This is a genomic window from Gardnerella sp. c23Ub_4, from assembly GCF_055804115.1.
Genome location: NZ_JANUYO010000003.1, coordinates 159,767 through 172,069, shown reverse-complemented (window position 1 = coordinate 172,069; position 12,303 = coordinate 159,767). Strand labels below are relative to the sequence as shown.

At 38.7% G+C, this 12,303-nt stretch carries 8 protein-coding genes and 1 pseudogene; all 9 read left to right on the top strand.

Going from position 1 to position 12,303, the window contains the following annotated elements:
- The first annotated feature begins 131 nt into the window (after window positions 1-131).
- The 9 genes and pseudogenes from NYP67_RS06300 to NYP67_RS06260 all read left to right on the top strand — a co-directional run bounded on the left by NYP67_RS06300 (window position 132) and on the right by NYP67_RS06260 (window position 12,174).
- Complete coding sequence (locus NYP67_RS06300; RefSeq protein ID WP_115794201.1) at window positions 132-1,082, top strand: hypothetical protein; 951 nt, start codon at window positions 132-134, stop codon at window positions 1,080-1,082.
- Between the two features lie 135 nt (window positions 1,083-1,217).
- Entirely contained in the window at window positions 1,218-2,522 is a 1,305-nt protein-coding gene (locus NYP67_RS06295; protein WP_115757643.1) for an RNA polymerase sigma factor, read from the top strand.
- A 54-nt stretch (window positions 2,523-2,576) separates the two neighbouring features.
- Window positions 2,577-4,991 (top strand): DNA gyrase/topoisomerase IV subunit B, encoded by a 2,415-nt coding sequence (locus NYP67_RS06290; RefSeq protein ID WP_415694819.1) that lies wholly within the window; start codon window positions 2,577-2,579, stop codon window positions 4,989-4,991.
- A gap of 220 nt (window positions 4,992-5,211) precedes the next feature.
- Window positions 5,212-7,440 (top strand): InlB B-repeat-containing protein, encoded by a 2,229-nt coding sequence (locus NYP67_RS06285; protein WP_473411295.1) that lies wholly within the window; start codon window positions 5,212-5,214, stop codon window positions 7,438-7,440.
- A 196-nt stretch (window positions 7,441-7,636) separates the two neighbouring features.
- Window positions 7,637-7,879, top strand: coding sequence for a DUF3791 domain-containing protein (locus NYP67_RS06280; RefSeq protein WP_020758557.1), 243 nt, complete (start codon window positions 7,637-7,639; stop codon window positions 7,877-7,879).
- 20 nt (window positions 7,880-7,899) lie between these two features.
- The gene (locus NYP67_RS06275; protein WP_230472040.1) at window positions 7,900-8,370 is read left to right on the top strand and encodes a DUF3990 domain-containing protein; all 471 of its coding nucleotides are present in this window, start codon (window positions 7,900-7,902) and stop codon (window positions 8,368-8,370) included.
- A gap of 9 nt (window positions 8,371-8,379) precedes the next feature.
- Window positions 8,380-8,604, top strand: coding sequence for a DUF3791 domain-containing protein (locus NYP67_RS06270; protein ID WP_004132107.1), 225 nt, complete (start codon window positions 8,380-8,382; stop codon window positions 8,602-8,604).
- A gap of 83 nt (window positions 8,605-8,687) precedes the next feature.
- Window positions 8,688-9,872: an MFS transporter gene (locus NYP67_RS06265; protein WP_473411306.1), complete on the top strand. Its 1,185-nt coding sequence runs from the start codon at window positions 8,688-8,690 to the stop codon at window positions 9,870-9,872.
- Window positions 9,873-10,069: 197 nt separating this feature from the next.
- Window positions 10,070-12,174 (top strand): annotated as a pseudogene (locus NYP67_RS06260) (cell surface protein).
- Window positions 12,175-12,303: the final 129 nt, after the last annotated feature.

Below are 12,303 nucleotides of genomic sequence, written 5' to 3'. Positions count from 1 at the left end.
TTATTTACAAAGTTAAAAGAAACAGCGAAATCAATACAGCAAGTATCGAGTAATGAATAACGAATATCGAATAACAAATAACAAATAACAAATAAAAAATAAAAAATAACAAACATAATAAGGGAGGAATTATGAAAACATTAAAAAACGAATCTAAAGGTTGCGAAATCAACGAAACGCAATTTTTTGAAGACAAAGATCATGAATATTCAACTTTTAAGGAGATGACAAATCTTTATGCTGCAAGTATGATTTGTAACAACTCCGAAGAGTATTTTGCTATGAGCTGTGTTGCTGGAAAAACAATAGAAAAGGTGGATTTTAATAATATTCCAAAAGAGTGCATAGCAGTTTTAGACATTACTAAAGATTATGTTAACAATCATCATGATTACAGCGATAATTGGATTGAAAATCTTAGATCTTTAGCTCCAGAATTTTTTGAAAAGTATATTGATTACATAAACAGAGATTTAGATGTTAAATGTAAGCAGGAAGCATTCTCGGCTTTTGATATTTTTGCAAATCAATCAATACGCAACTGGCATAATATGATTTTCAAAAAAGAAGGAAATATTGTTGGCTACGACCTTATAATGCTTCCGATTGCAATGTTTGACAATATTAACGTTCGAGACACTTTGCTTGTAGATTTATTGGATTCTAAAGGGGAGTACTACAATATTGATTCGTTGCTGACTCTAGCTTTTGAGCCTAGAACAAAAGAAATATCTAAGGATTTAAGATGTTTTCTAGAAGAAAAATTTAACGAAGAGCACGAGCTTCCAGATATTTGCAAAGCGTTAGACGTTGTAAATCTACTAAAAGCTATGGCTTGTGTTGTAGATGGAATCCCAGAGTTAAAAGTGCAAGTTTACGCTTTAATGTGCTATATAAGTTGGTGGTTTAGGCTGGGTGATGTTGAAAAATATGTTGAAATGGCGTTAGATATAGATCCTGATTGCTCAATGGTTAGAATAGTAGATAACGCATATAGGAATCATGTAGAGCCAGCGTGGTGTAAAAAATTCGCCACGCCGCAAGAAGAAAGTAATAAGGAATCGTCCTTAGAAGATGATTAACTTCTTAATGAAAAGTTGCCCTTGCCATAACTGTACCTTTATGGTATAGTAGAGTGCCTTTAGGGTATAGCAAAATTAAATACCCTATTTTGGCTGATTACTTTGTGTTAGCGGGGAATCTACAGGAGGAAAAGTTTGGCGAGCGAAAATAAAGCAAGTGTCGATTCCAAGACGAGCAAAGAAGAACAACAAGACTTTAAGATTGATGAAAACGTTGACGCTCAAGATGTTGACGTTAATGTTGATGCGCCAATGGATCCAGACGAAGATCGCATGGATTTAGAAGATTTTGATGAAATTCACGATGATCTTGATGTAGACGACGTAGACGACTTGGATGATGATGACGACATTAATGATTTAGACGATATTTCTGAAGACGAAGATAGCGAAGACAGCGAAGAAAATAAGCCAGAAGCTCCGCAAGTTCCTCAAGCAAAAGGCGCTTTTATTGTTCGCGATGACGACGATGACGATAATCTTACGCCTTCTGGAAACCCAAAGCGTCGCGTAATTGCTACTGGTGCTACGGCAGACCCTGTTAAAGACTACTTAAAGCAGATTGGTCGCGTTAGCCTTCTTAACGCAGAGCAGGAAGTTGATTTGTCGGAGCGAATCGAAGCTGGCTTATATGCTCAGCATTTGCTCGATACGCAAATCGACCAAATGGAGTTTAAGCGCAAGCGCGAGCTTAAGTGGGCTGCAGCAGATGGTAAGAAAGCTAAAGATCATCTTCTAGAAGCAAACTTACGACTTGTTGTTTCTCTTGCTAAAAGGTATACGGGCAGGGGCATGCTTTTCCTTGATTTAATTCAGGAAGGTAACCTTGGTTTAATTCGTGCAGTAGAAAAGTTCGATTGGAAGAAGGGCTTTAAGTTCTCAACCTACGCAACTTGGTGGATTCGTCAGGCGATTACGCGTGCTATGGCAGATCAGGCTCGTACAATTCGAGTTCCAGTGCATATGGTGGAAGTTATTAATAAGCTTTCTAGAGTTCAGCGTCAAATGCTTCAAGACTTGGGTCGCGAGCCTACGCCAGATGAGCTTGCACGCGAGCTTGATATGCCTGTAGAAAAGGTGCAAGAAGTGCAAAAGTATGGTCGTGAGCCTATTTCTTTGCACACTCCTTTGGGTGAAGACGGCGATTCTGAGTTTGGTGATTTGATTGAAGATACCGATGCAATCGCACCTTCGGATGCAGTAGCATTCTCGCTTCTTCAAGAGCAGTTTAGGCAAGTTTTGGAAACTCTGGCTCCTAGAGAAGCTGGTGTTATTAAAATGCGCTACGGTTTGGAAGATGGACAGCCTAAGACTTTGGACGATATTGGTCGCGTGTATGGCGTTACTCGCGAACGCATTCGTCAAATCGAGTCTAAGACTATGTCTAAGTTGCGTCATCCTTCTAGGTCGCAAACCTTGCGTGACTTCTTAGATCAGTGATTTGTTATTAGATACGCTCTAGTAGCTTTAATTGTTGTTGTATAAGGAGTAAAAGTGGCTTCTCTTAAAGAGCAAGAGCAATATGATGCCGATAGTTTGACCGTGCTTGAAGGCTTGGATGCTGTTCGTAAGCGCCCAGGTATGTATATTGGCACTACAGACAGTCAAGGCTTAATGCATTGCCTTTGGGAGATTATTGATAATGCGGTTGATGAGGCTTTAGCTGGTGCTTGCAATCATATTATTGTTACTCTTCACAACGATGGTTCTATTGAAGTTGCGGATAATGGTCGCGGTATTCCAGTAGACGTGGAGCCAAAAACAAAGCTTACTGGCGTTGAAGTTGTTCTAACTAAGCTTCACGCTGGAGCAAAGTTTGGTAACGCTTCGTACAATGCTGCAGGCGGATTGCATGGTGTTGGCTCTTCTGTTGTAAATGCGTTGAGCTTGCGATTAGACGTAGAAGTAGATAGAGACGGAAAAACGCATCATATGGCTTTCCATCAGGGGCATCCTGGTGTTTATAGCGATGCAGATCCAGAAAATCCGTCTCCTGCTTCTCCGTTCAAGCGCACGCGTAAGAACAAGCCTACTGAGCTTGAGATTATTGGCACAGTTTCGCCAAAAACTACTGGTACTCGAGTTCGATATTGGGCGGATCCTGAGATTTTTAATTCAACAGCTCGCTTTAGTTACGAACAGTTGATTGACAGAGTTCGTCAAACCAGTTTTTTGATTCCAGGATTGCGCATTACTGTTATTGATGAGCATGTTCCAGAAGGCGAATTTAGCGATATTCAAGAGATTGATGTTAGCGCTAGTGATGATGCGAATGCTAATACTAGTGATTTAACAGATGATTTGGCTTTTAAGGATGAATCGCAAGCAACCGTAGATAATGAATCTAATGAGCTAAATCAATCTGAATATGAATCAGAAGAATCTGAATCTGATGGCGAATCGGAAGTTGAATCCGATGGCGAAATTGATAGCGAATCCGAAGAATCCGAAGAATCAGAAGAATCCACCGAACAATCTGTTGCAAATAGTGAGTCTGCTAGAGAATTGCAAAATAATCATCATCCTAGAGTTGTTGAATTTTTGCATAATGGCGGAGTAAAAGATTTCGTTGACTTTCTTTCAAAAGGTCAAGCAATCTCCGATATTTGGCGTATTTCTGGCGAAGATACGTATGTAGAAGAAACGCAAGCTGTTGATTCTGCTGGAGATTTGCATGCTCAACAAGTGACGCGTAAGTGCGGTGTTGACATTGCAATGCGATGGGTAAACGGCTACGATTCAACGATTGTTAGCTTTGTGAACGTTGTTGAAACTCCTGGCGGAGGCATGCACGTAGACGGATTCTTGCAAGGATTGACTAAGCAAATCCGCAAGGCTGTTGAAGACAATGCTAGAAAACTTAAAGTCAATCTTAAAGATTCAAACACTAAGATTGAGCGAGACGATATTCTAGCTGGAATGGTTGCTGTTGTAACAGTTCGCATAGCAGAGCCTCAATTCCAGGGTCAAACTAAAGATGTTCTTGGAACTGCTCAAGTTAAGCCAATCGTTACAAAAATGACGGATGCTCAATTCGGCGAGATGATTAGTGGGTCTAAGCGAGGATTCAAAGAGCAGTCTGCTAGAGTTTTAGAGAAAATTGTTTCCGAGATGCATGCGCGTATTCAAGCGCGTAAAACTAAGGAAGTTACTCGCAGAAAGAATGCGCTTGAGTCTGCTTCTATGCCGCCGAAGCTTTCTGATTGCCAGCCTGGAAACGACGATGTTGCAGAACTTTTCATCGTTGAGGGCGATTCTGCGCTTGGTACTGCAAAAGCTGCTAGAAACTCTGCTTTCCAAGCGCTTTTGCCAATACGCGGTAAGATTTTGAACGTTCAAAAAGCAAGTCTTGCTCAAATGCTCTCTAACAAAGAGTGTGCTGCAATTATTCAGGTTGTTGGAGCAGGGTCGGGCGCAAGTTTTGATATTTCGCAAGCGCGTTATAACAAGATTGTTATGATGACAGATGCTGATGTTGATGGTGCGCACATTCGTATTTTGTTGCTAACGCTGTTCTATCGTTATATGCGTCCGCTTATTGAGTACGGGCACGTTTATGCTGCAGTGCCTCCGCTTCACAGGATTGCGCTCGCTGGAAAGCGCAAAGGCGAGTATATTTACACGTATTCCGATGACGAATTGGCTGGAAAGCTTGATGACTTGCAAGCTAAGGGCATTGATTTTAACAGCGATATTCAGCGCTACAAGGGCTTGGGTGAGATGGATGCGGATCAGCTTGCAGACACCACTATGGACCCTAGAACTCGCATGTTAAGAAGGATTCGTATGGAAGATGCTCAGCAGGCGAGCGAAGTATTCGATTTGCTGATGGGCGATGATGTTCCTCCGCGCAAGCAGTTTATTGTTGATAACGCAGACGACTTTGATCGTTCCAAAATCGATACCTGATTTTGTTTTACTTGCGCGTTAAGTTACTTAATATTTGTAATTTTCTTCGCATTGCATGATGTGTATGACAAATTTTGAATTGTAATTACATTATGACATTTAGTTAAGTTATAATGATTTTATGATATAATTGCGAATGCAGGTTTGCTTCAATAGTGGAAGTGAGTCTGGGATTTTGCATTTACTGATTTTCTTAAAATTTGTTTTATAAGAGGGAAAAATGAACAAGAAAACTGTGATTTTATTATCGACTACGATGATGAGTATTGCTACTGCGGCTTGCGCTTTTTGCATGGCGCAGACCGCGAATGCTGCTGATACTTACGTGGATTCTGGCACTTCCACTGCAAAAGTTACTACCCCCCCCCCAATTGAAAATACTTCTTCTCAAGAAACCAATTCTTCTGAGACAAATGGCATAAAGTCTTCTGATCCTTCTGATTCTTCTGATAAAGATAATATAAAACCTGAAACGAATTCGAAACCAAATTCTAATACAAAAACTGAATCCAAGCTTGAAACTAAGAGTAGCGTAAAGTCTGATGCAAAGTCTGATGTCAAGCTTGATACAAAGACTAATGTAAACACTGTCGTTAAGACTACCGCTAAATCTAATGTAGATTCTGTTGAAAATACTGATACAGAGACTGAATCAAACATTGATTCAAAGTCTAAAGGTGAGGAAGCTCAAATTTCACCAACAATTTTTAATCAAGCGCTTTTTGCTAGTGGTAATCCAGATCCTAATCAAACTCCTAAACCTCAAACACAAACAACCGAGCTTAGAGTAAGTCTTTGCTGGGAAACCATGAACAAAGATAATAACAATGCATTGATTAATGGTAATAGCGATTTTGGTCAACTGAATTTTGAGAGTTGGGATTTTGGTTCTACGCTAGGCTCAAGTAGACAAGATGTAAAGAAGGCGTTTGCTAATATTCAGTTTCAAATAAAAGATTTAACTGATACCAGTAAGGCGGTAGTGACGACTGCTGGCACCTATGATCCTGATACTGCTACTAGTGCAACGAAAAGTTTGGGTAGCTATGATTCAAGCCATACTTACGAGGTGTCAGTGGTAAATAGCACAATTCCAAGCCCGTATTACGTTACGTACAATAACGTTGAGGCTAATGAGTCCGCTGTATTTGAAGATGATGTATCGTATTTTACGTGGGAACCATCCAAAGCAAAGGATAAGCAATCCCACAATAAATATTTCCGTCTAAATGCCTTGGAAATTGTGTATGCTAAGGATGAGTCGGTAGCAGATAAGTGTTTCTCGTATGAGCAGCCAAAAAAGGATGACGGAAACTATCGATCTGATGGTAACTGGAAGTTTACTTACACCACGGACAATATATTTGAACGTCTTCGTGTAAAAGATAATGTTATTCAGTTCCCGACAACTAATCCTACAAAAGCAGGTTACAAGTTTGTTGGTTGGCAGTTCTATGTTGCTAAAAAGAAAAACGGCAAACCGTATACGTCGTATGACCGTATGTTTGATGACGATAAAAAGATAATAGATAACACAACTGTTGACTATGTACCATTTAACGAACAAACTACTACCTACCCATATTTATTTGCTGTGATTAGAGATAGCAAGGGTGTAAATACGTTTGGAAGTAAACTAGGTACACAATATTGCACTACAAACCACACATTCGTTGTGTTCCCAAAGTGGATAAAAGAAGCTGATCATACAGTTACTTTTATGAATGAGGGCAGTGAGTATGCGAAAGTAAAAGTGCAAGAAGGTAAATCTATTAATAGCGATGAGTGGATTGATCAGTCTATGCCTGCTAATCCTTCTAAAACGGGTTATACATTTAGAGGTTGGAGCACGGACGAAACCGGTAAAGATAAAACCAAGGAATTTAGTGCTGCCACACCAGTAACAGGCGATATGACAGTTTATGCTATTTATGATTTGAATGCGACTGTTATGAATGTTGCTCCAACGCTTACTTTGCAAGATAAAACGATTACTGAAGGCGATTCGATTGATTTGAATAGTCTTATAGTGTCTGCTAAAGATCCGGAAGATGGTGATATAACCAGTAAGGTAAAGCTAACCGATAACGGTGGTTTTGATAATACTAAAGTTGGCTCCTATAAGATTACGTTTAGTGTAACAGATAATGGTGGCGCTACTGCAACAGCATCTGCCACAGTAACTGTTACTAAGAAGCCAACGCCACCGACCCCACCAGAGCCAGAGCCAACACCGGTTCCTGTTCCTGAGCCTGAGCAGGAACTTGAGCCAGCGCCAGCTCCTGATCAGCCTGAGCAGCCGGAACAGCAAAAGCAGCCTGAAGCTAAGCATGCTGCCAAGCATTTGCCTGATACTGGTGTTGGTGTTGCACCATTGTTTGAGTCTTTGTTTGAGTCTTTGTTTGCTGGTTTTGGTTTGTCTATGTTCAAGTCTCGCCGCAAGCATTAAATGCGAAACTCGAATATAATCGCGTATAAGAATTAAGAATATTGGAATAAGGCTTCTGATTAATGTTTTATAGCATCAAGTTAGAAGCCTTATTGCATGTGTAATTTTTGATGTAAACTGTATTAAAAGCTTGTTTTAAGAATTATTACTTTGTAGTCAGTGTTCTATTGTACTTTATCTTAAAAAGGAGGGTTTTATGGTTGGTAATAAGCAGGAAGTCTTTGACAAGGATAAGCTTGATTTTGCAATATTTTGTATTGAAAATGTTGCTAAGAAGCTTAATCAAAACCCTCGCGATACGTATGATGCTTTGACTAAGAAGAGTAATATTCTTATGTCTTATATTATTCCATCTTATGACGTTTTGCACACTCAAGGCAAAGAGTATATTACAAACGATATTATTTCCTTCATGCGCGAAAAATGTGTAAAAGTATGATTGTTTATCACGGTTCTTTTATGCCTGTTGAATTTCCAGATGTATTGCATTCGCGTAAAGATGTTGATTTTGGCGCAGGATTCTACGTTACATCAATACGTAGCCAGGCTGATAATTGGGCGAAGAAATTTATTCGCAAAGGCAATGATGCGTTTGTTTCTTCTTATAATTTTGACGATGATGTGCTTAGTGAATTATCTGTTCTTAAGTTTGATTCATATTCTGAAGAATGGCTTAATTTCATACTTAGTGCTCGTACTGGAAATGATACAAGTAGTTTTGAAGTGGTAATTGGCGGTGTGGCAAACGATAAGGTTTATAACACACTTGAATTGTTGTTTGATGATTTAATTACTAAGTCTGAAGCTTTAGGCAGACTAAAATATGAAAAGCCTAATAATCAAATATGTTTTAGAAGTCAGAAAGCTATTGATTTGTGTCTTACATACATAAAAAGCGAGTGTGTAAATAGTAAGTTTTTAGGGGAGTGATGGATTTTGATGGCGAATCCTATTTTGTTGCAAAAGAAGTATGCTAGGGTTGTAAGTCTTCTGGCTGAGCGTGCTGGGTTGAGTTATGAGCAGGCGCTTGACGTGTTTTACCATTCTGTTACTTACGATTTGATGCGTAATGGTATTTCGGATATGCATTGTATGAGCGACGGATATTTGGTTCAAGATTTGCTTGATGAGATGCACGAATCTAGTGAGAAAAACAATTTGTAAATGTTATAGTGCTGGCGTTTTTTAATCCTACCTAAATCCTAATACAAAAACTTATAACTCGTTTGATGAATTGATATGTGAATATGATTAACCTTCTTCTTGCAATTATCTATTTAGCATTTATTAGCTTGGGTTTGCCAGATGCTCTTTTAGGATCTGCTTGGCCGACTATGAGCCACGATATTGGCGCGCAAATTTCTTGGGCTGGCGGAATATCAATGGTTATTTCTGCAGGAACTATTGTGTCTGCTCTATTGAGTGACAGAATAACTAAGCGATTTGGCGTAGGAAAAGTTACTTCTGTATCTGTTGCTTTAACTGCGTTGTCATTATTGGGTTTTTCTTTTGCGCCGAATTACCTTGTGCTTATTTTTCTGGCAATTCCGTACGGACTTGGTGCTGGAGGAGTAGACGCTGCTCTTAACAACTATGTTGCTTTGCACTACGAAAGCCGTCATATGAGCTGGCTTCACTGCATGTGGGGTATTGGAGCTTCAGCTGGGCCTTACGTTATGGGTTTTGCGCTTTCTTGCGGATTTGGATGGTCTGCAGGGTATCAATATATTGCTATTGTTCAAGTTATATTAACTGTAATATTGTTTGTAAGTTTGCCATTGTGGAATAATCGTAAATCGCATAAATTACTAAAACCTATTCAGATATCTAAAGAATATTCTAAAACTCTATCTTTTGCAGAAGTTTTGCGCATTCCTGGAGCTAAAAATATTTTTATAATGTTTTTCTGTTACTGCGCTATTGAACAAACTGCAGGATTATGGGCTAGTAGTTACATGGTTTTGTATGGGGGAGTTAGCCGCGTTGTTGCAGCGGGTTGGGCAAGTTTATTTTATGTTGGTATTACAGCAGGACGATTTATAAGCGGATTTTTGACAATGCGTTTTAATGATGAAACCATGATTCGTCTTGGGCAACTAGTGATGATTTTAGGCATTATTGTATTGTTATTGCCATTGCCCAATCATATAGCATTGGTTGCAGGATTTGTGATTATTGGTTTAGGTTGTGCGCCTATTTATCCATGCATTATTCATTCCACACCGCATTATTTTGGAGCTGATAAATCGCAAGCGATTGTTGGCGTGCAAATGGCTAGCGCATATATTGGATCAATGCTAATGCCTGCAATCTTTGGGTTTATTGGTCAAAACGTGTCTATGTCTTTGCTGCCAGCATATTTGATTATTTTGCTATCTGCAATGGCGTTTATGCATATGAAATTGATTCGGACTTGCAAAAGTTTAGTATGAAAATATTTTTGTGTGATTGTTTGCTGGTTTTGGTTTAAGATTTATTAAGATTATTGTGAGTTTGGTTACATTTGATTGCTATTGAAAGTGTAAGTTGTAGAATATGTGAAGATTCAAACTAATACTGTTAAGCACATGTATTATATTTGTTTTAATCGCTAATAATTTTAGAAGAGTTGGTTTTGCAAGAGGAAAAAATGAGTAAGAGAACTAATATAATTTTGACTAGCGCTATGATGGGTATTGCTACTGCTGCGTGTGCTTTTTGCGTGGCGCAAAGTGCGAATGCTGCCGAAATGTCAGCTGCTTCTTCTGGTGCTAATACGTCTGTAAATTCTTCTGCCGCAACTTCTAATACACTCGGGGGGGGGCTTTAGATAGCACTTCCTCAGAACATGCTAAATCTGTTGATGAAGATAGAAGTGCTCCTGAGGAAACGCCTGTATTTGATACTGCTGCTAACTATAAGAAAGTTGACGAAGATGATGACAGTATCACATACGATTATGTAAAAAATCCTAATAAAATAACTAATCCTTTTCCTGAATTTATTTCTAATAAAGAAATTGAAGATGAGTTTAAGAAAGGTGAAGTTAGTATAAGCAAGGAATACTTTATTCCTGACTCTACAGAGAGTGATGAAAACGCTAAACCTGTTGATATAAGTAACACTAAAGTTTTACCTAAAGGTAAAGGAACGTTCAAAATATATGCAGTTTTTAAATTTGCAGATTTAGCTTATCCTATACAACTTTATACTTTTGATGCGCATCAGTCGCGAAATGGAATTATTGCGTCTGACGGTAGTGTTTATTCCGGATCAGATTCAACTGTGAAATATGTTTTTCATCAAGGAACTTTTAAGCTAAATGGGCATGAGCTTAAAAACGATTCTAAGAATAGAATTCTTATTAATGTTGCTAAGAAAAATTCGACAGATAATTATTTTTACTTTGAACTAACTTGTCCGAGTGATAATGAGCTTAACGAACGTGTGCTTATGAATGGTGGCGTATCTATGACCACTGGCGGATATAAGCGCACTAGTTTAATAGCTGAATATGTAGTGTCTACAGACGCTCAATTCCATTTTGTTGATGATTTGCAATATAGAGCTATGAATCCTAAAGGTGTAGATGGGAAAGGTAAGTTAAAACAGCGAGGAAATTCAGATTATCATACTTCGCTTCAAAAAAATGAAAGTAAAGTTAACCTTATGTCTGCAAAGCCATTCTATGAGATTGAAGGATTACAAGATATAGACAGTAAGGTTACTAAAACCAATACATCCTTATATTATCGCAGCACTGGCGGAGATTTAAAAACTCCTATTCTTTCGTACGAAGGAGATTCAAAAGCTACTGATATAAAGCGTCCTACATTAGCTCAGCTTACTGGCACAAAAATTCCTGGCTATGTTTATTGGGATAATGACATTGATAAGCCTAAGAACAAGAATCATGAGTTTGCAAACGATAATGCTACTAAGGAAGATCCTGGTAATCACTATCTTTCTTTTGCGTACGAAATGAAGGACGGCAAGCCTGTTAAGCGTCTTACTAGAAAGCACTACTATGTGACTTTTAGAGCAATTCCTACGCAGTTGGTCGTCAAATATAAGAAGTCTGATGGAACATTTGAATCAAATGCAAAGTACGAGCTTTTAGATTCTAAGAATACTCAAATTGGAAATCAATTTGCTGCTGCGAGTGGTGATATTGTTGCCAGTAGTATAAACGATTTAGTCACTATGATGAAGTCAACTGACACTACTTTTCTTAAAGGTTTTACTGGTTACTTATCTAACGGTGCTGTGTATTTGATTCCAGGAAACTATACTGTAAAACCTACAGCTCAAGCGCCTGAAGGGTACGAGTGGGTTGTAGATTCAAATAAGCAGGATACCAAAACTAGTGCAGATATTAATATTGGACTTCAAACTGGAAATACTGCTTCTCTACAATTTATTACTTTTGTATTGAAGAAGAAGCCAACTCCTCCTATTCCTACACCTGCACCATCTCCGACTCCAGCGCCTGAGCCTACTCCAGTTACTGATGTTTCTGATGCGCCTGATGATTCGTGGATTCCTCTTCCTGAGATTGTTCCAGAGAATCCAGAGTATTCTGTTGTTCAGCGTTTTAAGGCTGTTGATGCTGGTGAGGATTATAATGTTAAGGCTCCTGCTAAGCATTTGCCTGATACCGGTGTTTCAGCAACTTCAACATTTGTGACTTCAATCATATCCCTTTTCGCTGGTTTTTCTAGTTTGCTTGCTGGAATAACTAAACGCAAAAATTAGTATTGCATTTATGAATGTTTTGAGCGAATGCTGATAATTTCCCTCTGATGTTTTATATATCAGGGGGAAATTCGTTGCTATCGTATTATCTGCTTTCAAGCAAATATTGTGTGCGTCTACTTATATTTA

What these genes read in the sequence shown, in the direction of transcription:
- NYP67_RS06275 (WP_230472040.1), top strand. Translation starts at nt 7,900, where the DNA reads ATGCCTGTTGAATTTCCAGATGTATTGCATTCGCGTAAAGATGTTGAT.
- NYP67_RS06270 (WP_004132107.1), top strand. Translation starts at nt 8,380, where the DNA reads ATGGCGAATCCTATTTTGTTGCAAAAGAAGTATGCTAGGGTTGTAAGT.
- NYP67_RS06300 (WP_115794201.1), top strand. Translation starts at nt 132, where the DNA reads ATGAAAACATTAAAAAACGAATCTAAAGGTTGCGAAATCAACGAAACG.
- NYP67_RS06280 (WP_020758557.1), top strand. Translation starts at nt 7,637, where the DNA reads ATGGTTGGTAATAAGCAGGAAGTCTTTGACAAGGATAAGCTTGATTTT.
- NYP67_RS06285 (WP_473411295.1), top strand. Translation starts at nt 5,212, where the DNA reads ATGAACAAGAAAACTGTGATTTTATTATCGACTACGATGATGAGTATT.
- NYP67_RS06265 (WP_473411306.1), top strand. Translation starts at nt 8,688, where the DNA reads ATGATTAACCTTCTTCTTGCAATTATCTATTTAGCATTTATTAGCTTG.